This window comes from Flavobacterium pectinovorum (genome assembly GCF_022802975.1).
GTDB lineage: Bacteria > Bacteroidota > Bacteroidia > Flavobacteriales > Flavobacteriaceae > Flavobacterium > Flavobacterium pectinovorum_B.
Genome location: NZ_JAFEVZ010000012.1, coordinates 45614 through 62128 on the forward strand (window position 1 = coordinate 45614; position 16515 = coordinate 62128).

19 protein-coding genes are annotated in these 16515 nt (G+C 33.5%); 4 read left to right on the forward strand and 15 right to left on the reverse strand.

The window, feature by feature from the left end; all coding sequences use genetic code 11:
• Positions 1-150: 150 nt before the first annotated feature.
• Together FLV_RS15855 and FLV_RS15860 are read left to right on the forward strand one after the other, a co-directional pair.
• Positions 151-1422, forward strand: coding sequence for an acyltransferase family protein (locus FLV_RS15855; protein WP_243235187.1), 1272 nt, complete (start codon positions 151-153; stop codon positions 1420-1422).
• Between the two features lie 219 nt (positions 1423-1641).
• Positions 1642-2061 carry a nucleoside-diphosphate kinase gene (locus FLV_RS15860; RefSeq protein ID WP_243235188.1) on the forward strand — a complete coding sequence of 140 codons (420 nt, stop codon included), beginning with the start codon at positions 1642-1644 and terminating at the stop codon, positions 2059-2061.
• A 170-nt stretch (positions 2062-2231) separates the two neighbouring features.
• Here FLV_RS15860 and FLV_RS15865 read toward each other — a convergent pair whose 3' ends face one another.
• Together FLV_RS15865 and FLV_RS15870 are read right to left on the reverse strand one after the other, a co-directional pair.
• On the reverse strand, positions 2232-2528 hold the full coding sequence (locus tag FLV_RS15865) for a DUF721 domain-containing protein (RefSeq protein ID WP_243235189.1): 297 nt from the start codon (positions 2526-2528) through the stop codon (positions 2232-2234).
• Positions 2509-2949, reverse strand: a complete 441-nt coding sequence (locus FLV_RS15870) for a hypothetical protein (RefSeq protein WP_243235190.1) — start codon at positions 2947-2949, stop codon at positions 2509-2511. The genes FLV_RS15865 and FLV_RS15870 overlap by 20 nt, the downstream gene beginning before the upstream one ends.
• Positions 2950-3188: 239 nt before the next feature.
• Between FLV_RS15870 and FLV_RS15875 the strand changes: the two genes are divergently transcribed.
• A complete protein-coding gene (locus FLV_RS15875) occupies positions 3189-4253 on the forward strand; it encodes a serine hydrolase domain-containing protein (RefSeq protein WP_243235191.1) in 1065 nt (354 codons plus the stop codon).
• Positions 4254-4270: 17 nt separating this feature from the next.
• Here the strand turns inward: FLV_RS15875 and FLV_RS15880 are convergent, their stop codons facing one another.
• The 12 genes from FLV_RS15880 to FLV_RS15935 all read right to left on the reverse strand — a co-directional run bounded on the left by FLV_RS15880 (position 4271) and on the right by FLV_RS15935 (position 13042).
• Positions 4271-4882, reverse strand: coding sequence for a zinc-dependent metalloprotease family protein (locus tag FLV_RS15880; protein WP_243235192.1), 612 nt, complete (start codon positions 4880-4882; stop codon positions 4271-4273).
• Positions 4883-4910: 28 nt separating this feature from the next.
• Positions 4911-5075, reverse strand: a complete 165-nt coding sequence (locus FLV_RS15885) for a hypothetical protein (RefSeq protein ID WP_243235193.1) — start codon at positions 5073-5075, stop codon at positions 4911-4913.
• Positions 5076-5090: 15 nt separating this feature from the next.
• Complete coding sequence (ftsY, locus tag FLV_RS15890; RefSeq protein WP_243235194.1) at positions 5091-6044, reverse strand: signal recognition particle-docking protein FtsY; 954 nt, start codon at positions 6042-6044, stop codon at positions 5091-5093.
• Between the two features lie 270 nt (positions 6045-6314).
• Positions 6315-6467 (reverse strand): DUF4295 domain-containing protein, encoded by a 153-nt coding sequence (locus FLV_RS15895; RefSeq protein WP_070261881.1) that lies wholly within the window; start codon positions 6465-6467, stop codon positions 6315-6317.
• A gap of 70 nt (positions 6468-6537) precedes the next feature.
• Complete coding sequence (gene rpmG / locus FLV_RS15900; RefSeq protein ID WP_007805817.1) at positions 6538-6720, reverse strand: 50S ribosomal protein L33; 183 nt, start codon at positions 6718-6720, stop codon at positions 6538-6540.
• Between the two features lie 27 nt (positions 6721-6747).
• Complete coding sequence (rpmB, locus tag FLV_RS15905; protein ID WP_007805815.1) at positions 6748-6984, reverse strand: 50S ribosomal protein L28; 237 nt, start codon at positions 6982-6984, stop codon at positions 6748-6750.
• A 71-nt stretch (positions 6985-7055) separates the two neighbouring features.
• Positions 7056-8309 carry a competence/damage-inducible protein A gene (locus FLV_RS15910; protein WP_243235195.1) on the reverse strand — a complete coding sequence of 418 codons (1254 nt, stop codon included), beginning with the start codon at positions 8307-8309 and terminating at the stop codon, positions 7056-7058.
• Positions 8310-8520: 211 nt separating this feature from the next.
• Positions 8521-8868: an Hpt domain-containing protein gene (locus tag FLV_RS15915; protein WP_243235196.1), complete on the reverse strand. Its 348-nt coding sequence runs from the start codon at positions 8866-8868 to the stop codon at positions 8521-8523.
• On the reverse strand, positions 8868-9479 hold the full coding sequence (locus FLV_RS15920) for a fumarylacetoacetate hydrolase family protein (protein ID WP_243235197.1): 612 nt from the start codon (positions 9477-9479) through the stop codon (positions 8868-8870). The genes FLV_RS15915 and FLV_RS15920 overlap by 1 nt, the downstream gene beginning before the upstream one ends.
• Positions 9480-9544: 65 nt before the next feature.
• Positions 9545-10315, reverse strand: coding sequence for a 3'-5' exonuclease (locus FLV_RS15925; RefSeq protein ID WP_243235198.1), 771 nt, complete (start codon positions 10313-10315; stop codon positions 9545-9547).
• Between the two features lie 169 nt (positions 10316-10484).
• Positions 10485-11795, reverse strand: a complete 1311-nt coding sequence (locus FLV_RS15930; protein ID WP_243235199.1) for a dihydrolipoamide acetyltransferase family protein — start codon at positions 11793-11795, stop codon at positions 10485-10487.
• 83 nt (positions 11796-11878) lie between these two features.
• Positions 11879-13042, reverse strand: a complete 1164-nt coding sequence (locus FLV_RS15935; protein WP_243235200.1) for a glycosyltransferase family 2 protein — start codon at positions 13040-13042, stop codon at positions 11879-11881.
• 176 nt (positions 13043-13218) lie between these two features.
• On the opposite strand from FLV_RS15935, the gene FLV_RS15940 reads away from it, so the two are divergent.
• Positions 13219-13956 (forward strand): tyrosine-protein phosphatase, encoded by a 738-nt coding sequence (locus FLV_RS15940; protein WP_243235201.1) that lies wholly within the window; start codon positions 13219-13221, stop codon positions 13954-13956.
• A 156-nt stretch (positions 13957-14112) separates the two neighbouring features.
• Here the strand turns inward: FLV_RS15940 and FLV_RS15945 are convergent, their stop codons facing one another.
• A complete protein-coding gene (locus FLV_RS15945) occupies positions 14113-16506 on the reverse strand; it encodes a GumC family protein (protein ID WP_243235202.1) in 2394 nt (797 codons plus the stop codon).
• Positions 16507-16515 lie beyond the last annotated feature (9 nt).

Genomic DNA, 16515 nt, shown 5'->3' on the forward strand with positions numbered 1-16515 from the left:
AATTACTCATCAAAAAAAGATTAATTTGCAGCAAAAATAATTTTGTAATAATCTTGAGAAACAAATAACCACCTCTCTTCTCAAAATTATTATTCCCTAAACCAAATAGCGATTTTTAAAATTATTAATTAACCAATTTACCCAAAACCAATGGTAAAAGAACGCTTAATTTCGCTAGATGTCTTTCGTGGACTCACTATTTTGTTAATGACAATTGTCAACAATCCCGGAGATTGGGGCAATGTTTATCCGCCATTATTGCACGCCAGCTGGCACGGCTGTACGCCAACCGATTTAGTTTTTCCTTTTTTTATTTTTATTATGGGAGTGGCTGTTCCGCTTGCAATGCCTGATAAATTTTATGACGCCACAACATTCAGTAAAATCTTAGTTCGTTCACTGCGAATGCTGTGTTTGGGGATTTTCTTCAACTTTTTCGAAAAAATCCAATTGTTTGGCCTTGAAGGAATTCCACTTCTTATTGGACGATTAGTCATAACTATCGCAGTAGGTTATGCATTAATGGGAAGTTTTAGTTCTAAAATCAAAAATATTTTAGCTTTTTCCATTCTCTTTATTTATCTGTTTTTGGCTTACAGTGGTATCGAAGCCTATCATGATGTTCGCCTTCCGGGAGTTTTACAACGGATTGCCATTGTATATTTCGTGGTATCGCTTTTATATTTAAAAACAACTCAAAAAACACAAATTATAACCGGAGCAATTTTATTATTAGGGTATTGGGCCTTAATGACACTAATTCCCGTTCCCGGAATTGGAGCCGCTAATCTTGAAAAAGGAACCAATCTGGCATCATGGTTTGATAGTATTTTGCTAAAAGGTCATATGTACAGCGGTACTGTCACATGGGATCCTGAAGGAATTTTAAGTACAATTCCATCAATTGTAAATGGAATTATAGGATTATTAATTGGACAATTTTTACAAAGTGATAGTTCTAAAATTAAAAAAGCACTAAAAATGGGCAGGATTGGCGCTGTGCTTATCATTTTAGGATTAATTTGGGATTTGGTTTTTCCAATTAACAAATCGCTTTGGACAAGCAGTTATGTTTTATTTACAACAGGATTAGCAACTGTCTTTTTTACAATATTATATTACCTGATTGATATTGCAGATTACAAAAAAGGATTTAAACCATTCTTAATCTGGGGAGTCAACCCAATGATTGTTTTCTTCTGCTCTCAGATTATTCCGCAGGCTTTGGTCATGATTCAGTTCCGGAATCCCAAAAACCCCGAACAGCAGACCAATCTTTTAGACTTTTTATATCACTTCTGGATTGCACCGTTTTTCAGTAATCCAATGACAGCTTCATTAGCCGGAGCGTTGATTTATGTTGGAATCTGGACCTTTATTCTATGGATTTTCTACAGAAACAAATTAATATTCAAGGTTTAAAATTTTCACCATATAAGTAATATAAGTTTATTTTAGAAGCATGGCTTAATTGTAATTGATATTCCGCACAGGTATTTAAATGAACTTATATTACTTATATGGTTTAAAAAAAAGTTTTTCTTGGTTAAAACGTCATTCTTCTGTACTTTAATTATGAATTTATTAAAATCAATTCGTAAAAAAGTTCTATTTTTGCACCAAATTTAAAAAACACAAAAAATGGCTACAAATAGAACTTTTACAATGATTAAGCCGGATGCTGTAGCAAACGGACATATCGGGAATATCCTGGCAATGATTACAAACGGAGGTTTCAAAATCGTTTCATTAAAATTAACGCAATTAACTGTAGCTGATGCAAAAGCATTTTACGCAGTTCACGCAGAAAGACCTTTCTACGGAGAATTGGTAGAATTCATGTCTCGCGGACCAATCGTTGCTGCAATTTTAGAAAAAGACAACGCTGTAGAAGATTTCAGAACTTTAATTGGAGCTACAAATCCTTCTGAAGCTGCTGAAGGAACTATCCGCAAAGCATACGCAACTTCTATTGGAGAAAATGCAGTTCACGGATCAGACAGTGATGAAAATGCTGCTATCGAAAGTGCATTCCACTTTGCCGGAAGAGAACAATTTTAATTTAGACATCTTAGATTGTTAGATTTTTAGACTAACTTAGATTTCTTGATAAACAACAAAACCCACTTCAAATGAAGTGGGTTTTGTTGTTTAATTATTTTATCTTTTTTTTATAAATCTAAAATCTAACAATCTAAGCCAGTCTAAAAATCTAAGATGTCTAAGCAAGTCTATCGTAAAACCACATCCTTCACAACCTCACGCCCTAATTCCTCATTAATCATTTTCACGATTTTAGACTTTCCATGGCTTAATTCTTCACGCAAAACAGCAGATCCCAGTTCAACATACAGTGTACTTCCTTTCAAAATTACATTTTTAGTATACGTATTCACACCACTCCCCATCAATTCCTTCCAGGCATCCCGAACATCAATCTGGTCCATTCCGGGCTGTAATTTATTTACCTGGATAATCTGTTGCAAAACAGCCCCAATCGTACTTTCGTTATTTAGTCTTTTTGCCATCGTTTAATAAATTTACTGGTCCTGATTTTTTATAATGATATTCCTTATTCTGATCGTTTTTTACCACAAAAGCCTCATCCGAAATCGAAATCAATTCCTCGCTCCATTTCGCATAATCCGTTTTATAGTCTAAAAAAGTTCCTTTATCTGTAAACCGAACCGAAACATTTTCAAAAGTATCTGTCGTTAAAAAAGTTCCATCTAGCTGTGCCATCACCTTTGTTCGGGTACCTTTAGTTCCTTTAATCTCAAAATAATCAAAATTCTCATTCATTCCGTAAGCCTTCTCCTCACCTTTATCAAAAACTACTTTTTCAATTTCCCAGTAGCCATTCAGTTTTGCAATATCTGCCGGTTTAATTTCCTGTTTGCAGCTTACAAACAAAAGCGATAAAACCAAAATCATAAAAGTGTTTTTCATATTGTATTATTTAATAAGAAGCTGTTTCCTGCTGTCCGCTGTATCTTTTATGGCAAACCCTGCCATAAAAGGTAATTGCGAGAGCAATTCGACCATCAAGGCTAGGGCTTCGGTATTCAAAAGAAATTTTATTAGACTACAAAGATAATCTTATAAGATGAAAAAGAAATTAAAATCAGCAAAACCAATTAAACTATTTTACATATTTTTGGTCAAACCCCAAACCAAAAACATAAACCATGACCAAAACAATTTGTAAAATACTGATGCTGTTAATATGTATTGGTTGCAGTAAAGAAGACAACACTTCTGACACAGCTCAGCCACAAAGCATGTATTTTCCGCCTCTGACCGGAAATACCTGGGAGACAACATCAATTACAGACCTGAAATGGAATCAGAATGCTGTTCAGCCGCTTTTAGACTATTTAGAACTCAAAAACTCCAGATCATTTATCATATTGGTTAATGGCCGAATCGTTTTAGAAAACTACTTCAACGACCATTCAGCAACCAAAAACTGGTATTGGGCAAGTGCCGGAAAAACACTAACAGCTACCGTTACTGGAATTGCCCAACAGGAAGAGTTACTCAACATCAATAATAAAGTCTCTCAATATCTTGGCAACAACTGGACAAGCGAAACACTTCCGAAAGAGAATTTAATTACCTGCAAACATCTGTTAACAATGACATCAGGTCTTGATGACAGCACAGATGATGTTGAACCTGCAAATCTAATCTACAAAGCCGATGCGGGAACACGCTGGGCGTATCATAATGTTTATGTAAAACTGCAGGATGTTGTAGAGACTGCAAGCAAACAAAACTGGTCAGACTATTTCAACACAAAATTGAGGGATAAAATCGGTATGAATGGCACTTGGATCCAACTAGGCGTAAACAGCGTTTACACAAGTACCACAAGAAGCATGGCACGATTTGGCTTGCTAATGCTAAACAAAGGAAAATGGGAGAACAACACTATTTTGAATGAAACTTATTTCAATGAAGCTACTACTACATCTCAAAACATTAATTTAGGATATGGCTATTTATGGTGGCTAAACGGAAAAGCGAATTATCATCTTCCACAATCACAGCTTACTTTTCAGGGAAGCATAATCCCAACAGCACCAAACGATATGTTTATGGCTCTGGGAAAAAACGATCAAAAAATATATGTAATTCCGAGTAAGAAAATGGTAGTCATCAGAATGGGAGATGCTGCCGATGCTGAAAATCTTGCCTTGTCTGATTTTGACAAGGTTTTATGGGAGAAAATTAATGCTTTGTATCAATAAGTACGAAAATCAGCATTTTAAATTAATTGCCATCCTTTACTTTTTAAAAAGCTTTTACATTCCCTGCAGAAGCTTTTTTCCTGATCAAAAGGATTGCCTCCTTCAGCATCCCGCATTAAACAAGTTTTAATTTTACAATGAGGTAAACCTGCTGTATGACCCAATTCATGCAAAACCAATTTATAAAATTGTTCGTTTTTATTTTTTACTGACAATCTGAAATCAGAAACGACACAGGCTTTTCCGGGCTTATACCCTAAACCCATTACACCCCAGTCTTTAATTCCGTTTTTGGTTGTACTGACATCAGCATTTGCTAATCCTACAATTACAGAATCTACACCAATATTATTTTTAAGATTTTTAATAATACTGTCAGCACGGTATCGGTTTCTGGGTTTGTAAAATGAATTTTCAGGAAAAGAAATATTTTGCCTTAAAACCACATTCGAATTGATAGCCTTGATTTGCTTAAAAACTTTTTCAGCCTGATTTAGCTTAAAGTTTCCTAAAGGCTGAATAACAATTACTTTTTGTCGTTGTGTATGAAATTCTTTATCATCGCTATCATTTTTCTTGTTTGTGCAGGAAAGCAGACTAAACAGCAAAATCAAGGTATAATATTTCATAAAATCAAATAGAGAAAATGATTATAAACTATCGTTTGGTACGGATCCTTTTCAACATTCCTGCAAAAAAGAAAACGAGCCCCAATACCAATAGAATATAATAAAAAGACAAACTTTTATCTTTTGAAACATTTGCAAAAACAAAAGACAGAACACTTGCAAAATAAAATGCAACAGGAGGTATATTTTTCATTTTATACTTAAAAAATTATTTAAAGAAGCTATCTACGAATTCGTATTTATTAAAGACTTGCAAATCTTCAATTCCTTCTCCGACACCAATATATTTTACCGGAATTTGAAACTGGTCTGAAATACCAATTACAACTCCGCCTTTTGCCGTTCCGTCTAATTTTGTAACAGCAAGAGAAGTTACTTCAGTTGCAGCCGTAAATTGTTTAGCCTGTTCAAAAGCATTTTGACCTGTAGAACCATCCAGAACCAAAAGCACATCGTGAGGCGCATCAGCAACAACCTTCTGCATTACACGTTTTACTTTTGTCAATTCGTTCATTAAATTGATTTTATTATGTAAACGGCCTGCTGTATCAATAATTACCACATCAGCATTTTGAGCTACGGCAGACTGCAAAGTATCAAAGGCTACAGAAGCAGGATCGCTCCCCATATTTTGTCTCACAATTGGCACATCAACACGGTCAGCCCAAACTTGCAATTGATCGATTGCAGCAGCACGAAAGGTATCTGCAGCTCCTAAAACTACTTTATGTCCTGCTTTTTTAAACTGATAGGCTAACTTACCAATTGTAGTTGTTTTACCTACTCCGTTTACTCCCACAACCATTAAAACATACGGTTTTTTGTCTTTCGGAATTTCAAACTCTGTTGCTTCACCTGTATTAGTTTCAGACAATAAAGCTCCAATTTCATCACGAAGTATTTGGTTTAATTCCGCTGTTCCCAAATATTTATCTTCGGCAACACGTTTCTCGATTCTTTCAATGATTTTCAAAGTGGTATTTACTCCAACATCAGAAGCAACCAAAATTTCTTCCAGATTGTCTAAAACGTCGTCGTCTACTTTAGATTTTCCGGCAACAGCTTTGCTTAACTTTGAAAAAAAAGTTGTTTTTGTTTTTTCAAGACCTTTATCTAAAGTCTCTTTTTTATCAGTAGAAAATAATTTTTTAAAAAAACTCATTTTGTGTAGGTTATTTAGATTGTTTTAGATTTTTAGATTTTAAATTATCTGAAATCCAAATACTTAAAGAAAGTAAATTGTTTTTAATTAGCCCCGATTGCAGCGGAAATCCTTTTATTCTGGGGTTCAGAATAAAAGATTATAGCGAAAAGCGGGAATCCATTATTAAAAAAAGCCAATTTGTGATGCTTCTTTAAATTTTAAACAAATATAAAAATAAAAAAGCTACTTTCGGAGTGAAAGTAGCTTTTCTATATAATGTAATTGTAATTATTTCTTTTTCAAGAATTCATCAACTTCCTCAGGAGCCATAATAGATTCTACGAATGTATATGCACCAGTTTTAGGAGATTTTACCATTTTGATGGCTTTTGACAATCTCTTAGAAGCTGTTTGTAACGATGCTACGGTTTTCTTTGCCATGATTCAAATGTTATTGAAATTAATAAAAAAACAAATGACTGGATTTGAAATTTTATTAAACCTCTAATTATTACTTAATTTCTTTGTGAACAGTTACTCTTTTTAAGATTGGATTAAATTTTTTAATCTCTAATCTGTCTGGAGTATTTTTTTTGTTCTTTGTTGTGATGTATCTTGAAGTCCCTGCAACACCTGTAGTTTTGTGCTCAGTACATTCTAAAATTACCTGGATTCTATTACCTTTCTTTGCCATCTTGCTATATATTTATTTAGGAAAAGATTATTTGATAAATCCTTCTGACTGTGCTTTTTTCAAAACAGCAGAAATTCCATTTTTATTAATTGTTTTTATCGTAGATGCTGCTACTCTAAGAGTAATCCATCTATCTTCTTCTGGAAGATAAAAACGCTTTTTAACTAAGTTTACAGAAAACTTTCTCTTAGTTTTGTTCATAGCGTGAGAAACGTTATTTCCTACCATCGCTCTTTTACCTGTAAGGTCACAAACTCTTGACATTATACTTATCTTTTATCGTTATTCAAAATCAGGGTGCAAAGAAAAGAAAAATAAACCATTGTAGCAAAAAATTATCGCACAATTTTTAAAATTTCTTTCTGTAATATTTCCAAACTCTTAATAGTCGCTCTATCTATCACTTTTTCACGTGGTTGTCCAAAGTTAAATTCTTCAACAATTACTTCGTTTGGTGTCGCCAAAGCAATAAAAACAGTGCCAATTTCAGCATCTGAGTCTCCTTTTGACGGCCCGGCGTTCCCGGTTGTCGCAATTGCATAGTCTGTTTTCAGCATCTCTTTAACACTCAAAGCCATAGCCAATGCTACCTGAGCACTTACTACAGAATATTGATCTATTAAATCTTGCGAAACACCTAAAACGTTCACTTTAGCCTCGGTTGCATACGAAACAACACTTCCTTTAAAATAACCCGACGAACCAGGAACAGCTGACAAAAGAGAAGCAATTCTTCCTCCAGTACAGCTTTCTGCAGTTGAAATGGTTTTATTTTCTTTAGAAAGAAGTTTCCCAATTACAGTTTCGAGTGTTTCATTTTCATCATATCCTACTATTATGTCATGAATTATAGCATCTAATGACTCAACATTATCCTCAATTGCCTTTTCCAGTTCTTCTTTATCAGTTCCTCTCGCAGTTAAGCGCAAACGTACCCGGCCAGGATTTGGCAGATAGGCTAATTTTATAAAATCCGGTAAATTATTCTCCCAATTTTCGATACGTTCTGCAACTAAACTCTCGCCTTGTCCGTAAGTCAAAATGGTTTTATGAATGATATAGGGACGCTTATATTCGTGCACTATTTTTGGAATTATTTCTTCCTCGACCAGATATTTCATTTCATAGGGAACTCCGGGAAGCGAAATAAAAACAGTATTTTCTTTTTTCATCCACATGCCCGGCGCAGTTCCAACCTGATTATGCAAAATCGTACAAGTTGAAGGTACCAGAGCCTGATCTTTATTCATTTGAGTGATTGGTCTTTTATAAAAACCCTCAATTAACTGCGTTACATGCTCCAGAACTTCCGGATTTACAACCAATTCATCATCAAAGTAATCGCAAAATGTTTTTTTGGTTACATCATCTTTTGTAGGCCCTAATCCTCCGGTTACAATTACAACATCAACTTTATTCTGCAATTCCGTAAAGGTATTCAGAATTTGTTTTTTATCGTCACTGATCGAAATCATTTCACTGATTTCAACTCCAATTTTATCCAGTGATTTGGCAATAAAAGCCGAATTTGTATCTACAATCTGACCAATTAAGATCTCATCTCCAATTGTTATAATAGTTGCTTTCATTCTGATAGAAGATTTCACTTAAAAAAACCGTAAGTCATTGTTTTGAAAGTATGTTATTGTTGCGACGATTTGCGTGAGGGGTAGAAACGGCATCCTTTTGTGACAAGAAAAATTCCTGATTAAAAGATGCTTTTCAGGAACAAAAGATATAGTGGATAACCCGACCCAATTTTTGACCCTTTTTAAATTGGGTCAAAAATTGGGTCACGCCCTAATTAAGATCAAAATCCTTTTTTATCTCTTTAATGGCATCATTCACCTGTTTTTTTATACTTTTAAAAGTTTCGATAATTTCTTTCTTTTTACCTTCAGCCTTTGTCCAGGCTTCTACTTGCAAAATTTCTTCAAAAGCAACATTCAGCCCCATCAAATCAAGAGTAGGCTTTATCTTATGCGCATAAGAATAAGCATGCTTATGATCTTTTTTCTTGATCCCCTCTTTAATTTGCTTTAAATCTTCCGGAACCTCAGTAACAAACAACCTCAGAATCTCATTTACAAACTCCGAATCATTGTCTGAAAGTGCATATACTTTAGATAAATTGTATTTTAATGCCATTATTTTACTTGTATTCTAAATAATTTCTTACCTTCTAAAAAGCCTTCTAAAACATCATTAGGCTTAACTGCCGCAACTCCCGCAGGCGTTCCTGTAAAAATAACATCACCTATTTTTAATGTAAAATACTGTGATACATACGAAATAAGCTCATCTATTTTCCAAAGCATAAGGCTCGTATTGCCTTTTTGAACTGTTTTAGCATTATTTGTCAGTTCAAAAGTAATATTTTCAACGGAACTAAAAAGTGTCTTTGGCAAAAAATCCCCTATAACAGCTGATCCATCAAAAGCTTTAGCTTTTTCCCAAGGCAATCCTTTTTCCTTTAACTTTGTCTGTAGATCACGAGCAGTAAAATCAATCCCTACACTTATTTCATCATAATATTTATACGCAAATTTAGGCTCAATATATTTACCTACTTTATTAATTTTTACAACAACCTCAATTTCATGATGAATATCCTTTGAAAATTCGGGAATCACAAACGGATGTTGTTTTAATAAGACCGCCGAATCAGGTTTCATAAAAACAACAGGCTCTGTAGGCCTTTCGTTTTTTAATTCTTCAATATGATTGGTATAATTTCTACCTATACAGATTATTTTCATATCTATTGTTACTGGTTATTAGTTGCTGGTTGTCAGTTAAAAATTTTCAACTAAAAACTATTAACTTACTTGGTATTTAACTTTCTTAATTTAATTGCCGTTAAAACTTTTTTGGTATATAATGGAAAATCTGCATTTTGAATCCAGCTAAAATACCCAGGTTCAGACTCTAAAACTTTTTCAACTTTTGCTCCTTTGTGTTTTCCAAAAGTAAAAATTTCCTCGTTGTCTTTATCGAAAGCAATCATTCCGGCAAAATCAGCAATTTTTTTGCGTGTTGTAAACTCTGACAACACTTTAATATCGTTTTCTAATTCAGGATAACGGTCTAACTGCGCTTTTAAAATTTCATAAGTTGCCATTGTATCTGCTTCAGCAGAATGAGCATTTTCAAGACTTTTACCACAATAAAATTTTAATGCAGCGCTTAAGGTACGCTCTTCCATTTTATGAAAAATAGTCTGAACATCCACAGATACCTTATTTTTCATATCAAAATCAACACCTGCCCGAAGCAATTCTTCGGCCAATAAAGGTATATCAAAACGATCAGAATTAAAACCTCCCAAATCGCTGTCTTTAATCATATTATGCACTTGAGGCGCCAATTCATTAAATGTTGGCTCATTCGCCACTTTTTCATCCGTGATGCCGTGAACCTCTGTAGTTTGTGGTGGAATTGGAATTGTTGGATTCACTAACCAGGTTTTACTTTCTTTATTTCCGTTTGGAAAAACTTTAAATATCGAAATTTCTACGATTCTGTCTTTCCCGATATCAATTCCAGTAGTTTCTAAATCGAAAAAGCAGATTGGTCTGCTGAGTTTGAGTTCCATTTTTTTATTTTTGAATGTTACAAATGTAATTTTTAAAGCCGAATTATCACTAATTTATTTGCCGTAAACAACTGTTAAAATTATTATTTTTTTAAAGTTATCATTTATAAAAACAAAAAACCGACAAAATTTAAAATTCTGTCGGTTTTAATATTCTTAATGTTTTTTTTTAGAAATCCCTATCAATATCAAAAGCCTCTAAATACTCCGCTACACGTTTCACAAAACTACCTCCCAAGGCACCATCTACAACTCTGTGATCATAAGAATGTGACAAAAACATCTTCTGACGAATTCCGATAAAGTCACCATCCGGAGTTTCAATAACCGCCGGTACTTTGCGAATTGCTCCCAAAGCCAGAATTCCAACTTGTGGCTGATTGATAATTGGAGTCCCGAAAACACTTCCAAAAGTCCCTACGTTTGTTACCGTATAAGTTCCTCCCTGCGTATCATCCGGCTTTAATTTTCCGGTTTTGGCACGATTTCCTAAATCGTTAACTGCTTTTGCCATCCCTACAAGGTTTAACTGATCCGCATTTTTAATGACAGGAACAATTAAATTTCCGTTAGGCAACGCTGCAGCCATTCCTAAATTTATGTTTTTTCTTTTAATAATATAATCTCCATCAACCGAAATATTAATTCCGGGAAAATCTTTTATGGCTTTTGCAACAGCTTCCATAAAAATTGGAGTATAAGTAAGTTTTTCTCCTTCTCTTTTCTCAAAAGCAACTTTAACTTTATCTCTCCATTTTACGATGTTTGTTACATCAACTTCTATAAACGACTGTACATGAGCCGAAGTCTGCACAGAAGCTACCATATAACCAGAAATCAGCTTACGCATCCTGTCCATCTCAACAATTTCGTCTTCTCCGTTTACAGAAACCGGAACTGCCTGTGTGCTTTTCTGAACCGCAGGCTCTGTCGGTTTTTGAGAAAACACTACTTTTTCCTCTTTAACTTCAGATTTACGGCTGTCAATATATTTTAAAATATCATCTTTTGTAACACGCCCTTCTTTTCCTGAACCAGAGATATTTTCTAATTCAGAAAGAGAAATCCCTTCTTCTTTAGCAATATTTTTCACTAACGGAGAAAAGAATTTATCTGAACCCGAAAAATCCTGAGGACTCGAAACAATTTCTCTGGCAACTTCGATTGTTTTTTCAATTTCAGTTACCTCGACAGGAACCACAGTTTCTTGAACCGATTTTACTTCTGATACACTATCTCCTTCTGTTTCAATAATCGCTATAACTTGCCCAACCTGAACCAAATCATCTTTGCCAAATAATTGTTCGATCAAAATTCCCGATACTTCGCTTGGCACTTCACTGTCAACTTTGTCTGTTGCAATTTCAAGTACTGCTTCATCAGCTTCAATTTTGTCGCCCACTTGTTTCAACCAGTTTGTAATGGTTGCTTCAGCTACACTTTCTCCCATTTTTGGAAGTCTCAATTCAAATCTTGCCATATTATTAACCTAAAAGGTGATTTTGATTTTCAGATTGCGAAATTAATGAATATTTTAAATATAAATTACATAAAACGTAATTTTTACTCAATTTTTATCATTTCGCCCCGTTCATTTTTAGAATTACTCCCAATAATAAAATTGGCCTTTTTGGGTAAAATTTTAAAAGTAACACTCTTATGTCTAAGAGTTTCTAAGATTTCGATACATTTTTTAAAAGAAACGTACTGATTATCCAAAATAATTTCAACTCTTTTACCCCTTGAAACGAGGGACGAATTTACCATTTTTTCCTTTTTGAAATCCAAAAAATCGACTTTATTTTTTAAAACTGAAGACAATTGACTGCGCAAATTTTCATTTGAAGAAACGAAAACATAGCTTTCCGGCAATGGATTAGACCTATGCTTTCCCTGAAACATTTTTACAAACGAAAAAAGAAAAATTCCAACTTTGATAAAAACCGAAAAAAACAATGATTTCTTAAAATGTTTTTGATAAAAAAACTCCATTGCTTCCTGAAATCTTCTCATATATTTTTCATCTTTTACCGTACTTTCCCCTTTATAATGTATCACAGACGTTTCATGAAAATAGTAATTATTTCTTTGCTTTTGTAAAACAGAATAAGACAAATCAATATCATCAGCGTACATAAAACAATCCTCATCAAAACCACCGACTTCCAAATACAATTTACGTTGCATTAACATAAAAGCCCCTACTAAAATATCAACCTTTCCGGTTTGATTTTCAGAAAGATGCTGTGCATAATACTGATTAAAAAACCTTTGATTTGGAAATATTTTGTATAATCCAAAAATCTTTGTAAAAGCCACCCAGGGTGTTGGGGTTCCACGTTTACTTTCAGGCAGAAAATTCCCTGTTCCGTCAATTAATTTACAGCCGATAATCCCGAGGTTTTCTTTTTCTTCGGCAAAAGCCAGAACTTTCACAAATGTATCTTCGGCAACTACTGTGTCCGGATTAAGAATACAAATATATTTTCCTTTAGCCTGTGCCACACCAATATTATTTCCTTTAGGAAATCCTGAATTTTCTTTATTTTCAATTAGCGTCACATCGGGAAACCTGTTTTTCATCATCAAACAACTATCATCATCCGAATTATTATCGACCACAATGATTTCTGCATCAATTGCAGAAAGTGCTTCCTGAACACTCAATACGCACTGTTCCAGAAAATAGCGCACCTTATAATTAAGAATAATAACCGATAATTGCATAAAATAATGAAGTTGAAATATTGAGGGAAGTTAAAAAATTTCGACCAGACCTAATAATTTCTCGGTAATATTTCAAAAACCAGAAATTTTAGAATAATACTATAAAATCTGAATTTTTAATTAATCTTTGGTTTCAAACACAGCTTCTTTATATCTATTTCTTTATTTTTGCGACTATGTTATCATTCTTAAAACAAAAACCTTATTTAAAGGACCTCTTATCAGGCAACTATATTGATATCCACTCGCATTTATTGCCTGGGATTGACGATGGTGCAAAAACAATATCTGATACTGCCAGATTAATAAAATCACTGGAAAAAATTGGAGTTTCACAATTCATAACTACCCCTCATATCAGTCATTATATATGGGATAATTCACCTCAGATTATTCAGGACAATCATGCTGAAACGAGTAAACTATTAACTGAAAGTAATATTACAAAACCTTTTCTGGCAGCAGCAGAATACTTTATGGACGATTGGTTTGAACGGCATTTTAAAAATGAAAAGCTTCTTACTTTAAAAGATAATTACGTATTGGTAGAAATGTCCTACATGAATGCCCCAATACAATTATATAAAATTTTATTCGATCTGCAGGTGGCCGGATACATCCCTGTTTTAGCACATCCGGAGCGTTATCTGTTTTATCACAAAAACTTTACTGAATACGAAAGATTAAAAAAAGCCGGCTGCTTGTTTCAATTAAATTTATTAGCTGTTACAGGTTATTATGGTGAGGAGGTTACAAAAGTTTCGGAACAGTTACTAAAAAACGGAATGTATGATTTTTCAGGAACTGACGTACACCATAGCAACCACATAGGAGCATTTGAACAAAGAATAAAAATAAATTCAGTGGACAGATTAAAAGAAATCATATCCAACAATCAGTTTTTTAAATTCTAACGCTTAGAGCCTGTTTAAATTTTATTTATTGGCTTTCTTGTAATGATTTTCAAAAATAAATTTCAAACAGGCTCTTAGTTTTTTCTTCAAAATATCTCATAAAAAAGGTCCAAATAAACATTGGACCTTTCTTTTTTTTTTAACTAATTTATAAATCTAGCTTATATCTTTTTTAAATTTCTTAAACCAGGATTTTTTCTCTGTTCTAACACCATAACCATAACCATAGCCATAACCTTTCGTCGAATCGGTATCATTAAGAACCAAACACATATTTGGCAATTTCTTTTCCCTGTAAAAAGTATTAGCAATTGACAACATTCTTTTTTCCAAAACATTGGCACGCATTACATACACAAAAGTATCTGCATTTTTTGCTACCAGTAATGTATCAGCGACTAAACTCACAGGCGCAGTATCCACAATAATATAATCGTATTCTTTTTTTAATGTTTGAAAAAGGGTATCAACATTTCTTCCCATTAACAACTCCGCAGGATTTGGAGGAATTACCCCTGAAGGCAATATGTAGAAATTTTCATACTCATTATGTTTTATAATATATTTGCTAACATCAGTATCATTTGAAGATAAATAATTTGTTAATCCAACATTTGGCATTGCAAAATAATCCATAAACTTCGGATTTCTAATATCCATACCTACCAATAAAACTTTTCTTCCTGATAAAGCAAATGTAGCAGCAAGATTTACCGATACCAAAGTTTTACCTTCGGCAGGAAAAGTCGAGGTAACAAAAATGGTTTTCGCCAGACCTTCCGAAACATTTGTCAGCATAAATTCAAGATTCGTTCTGACAATCCTAATCGCTTCAGCTGAACTTGTCCTGCTATCTGTTTTAATCAATTCATTAGCGTCATCCGAAGTTGGAATATCACCAATAAAAGGGATTTGTGTTTTACCTTCCAGATCCAGTCTGCTTTTGATTTTGGTATCCAGTAAATCATAACCGTATACAATTCCAAAAGGAATCAAAAGACCTATTAGGAATCCGGCGATGTAAATAATATTTTTCTTTGGACTTTCCGGAATTTTATTTGCTTTAGCTGCATCTATAACCCTTGCATTTGGCTCTGTAGCAGCTAAAGAAATGGCCGTTTCTTCCCGTTTTTGCAGCAAATACAGATACAATTCTTCTTTTACTTTTTGCTGTCTTGCAATTACCCTGAACTGACGTTCCTGTACCGGAATTTTACCAATTTTGCTATTCAGTAAACTTTCCTGACTTTTTAAATCCCGATTTTGAATCTGCAAATTCGACTGCATTCTTCTTAAACTTGTCGCTACATTCGCTTTCAAAGATGTAATTTGCTGATCTAATTTTATTACTGAAGGATTTTCAGTTGTCGCTGATTTTAAAATTCGGTTACGATCTAAAACCAGTTTATTATAAGACGTTATTAAACCTCCTGCATCCCCATTATCTGTTATAATATTGGTTGGGAGTAAATCTGAATTTGTGCTTTTTTTTATAAAATCCAATAAAGAAGAAACAACATTCAATTGAATTTCAGTTTCAATTCCTTTCTTATCATATTCATTCGATCCTTCTATAAAAAGCTTTGCTTCAGACTCTATATCTGTTAATTGATTTGCTTTTTTAAAACTTTCTACATCCTGCTCCACACCGTCTAATTCCTGTGTAATCAATGCCAACCGTTCAGAAATAAATTTAGAGGTATTTTCAGAAATAAAATTTTTATCTTCCGCTGCATCTTTATTATAGATCTGAATCATATTATCCAGAAAATCCTCAGCCTTTTTTTTCACAGGATCTGTTATCGACACATTAACCACACTGCTTGTCTTACTTAAGGGCTCAACTTTTAATTTTTTTCTAAAATCCTCCGTAACATTATCCAACGGACTAATTACGATCCGGATCGGCTTCTTTTTTTCGAAATTGTTTTGTCCATAAAAAGCTGTCTTTCCTATAACCAACACACCCAATGAAGTAGGAATTTTTTCACCAAATTCAAACTGTTTTTTAGCCGATAAAATAATTTTTTCATGATTGGTTTCATCTAAAACAGCATTCTCCAAGGAAAACTTATCTTTAGACAAAATGTCCAGTTTTAGAATTACATTAGCCTCATCAAACACTTCTGTTTTATTAATAAAATATACATGAATAGGAGCTTTACCATAAATATCCCTATCTACTACATTTCCTTCAACCAACAAACTTATATTTAAATTCAGTCTTTTTAAAGTAGATTCTACTAAAGTTCTTGACCTTAAAATTTCAATCTCATTATCGACATTATTTACAGAACCTACACCCAAACCTAAATCTGAAAAGGCAGATAATTCAGAAAGCATACCTCCTTTTTTTTCATCCTTTACCAATATGGAAGTACTGGCTTTATAACTTGGTGTAGTATATCTTAAATATAAAAAAGCCAAAACCAAACAAAGGAAAACACTTAGAACAAACCATTTCCAGTGAACCAAATATTTATCCAGTTGTTCACGAAGATTTACTTCATTTATTTCATCTTCTACAACCTCATTATAAAAATCTTGCATTTCTTTTTT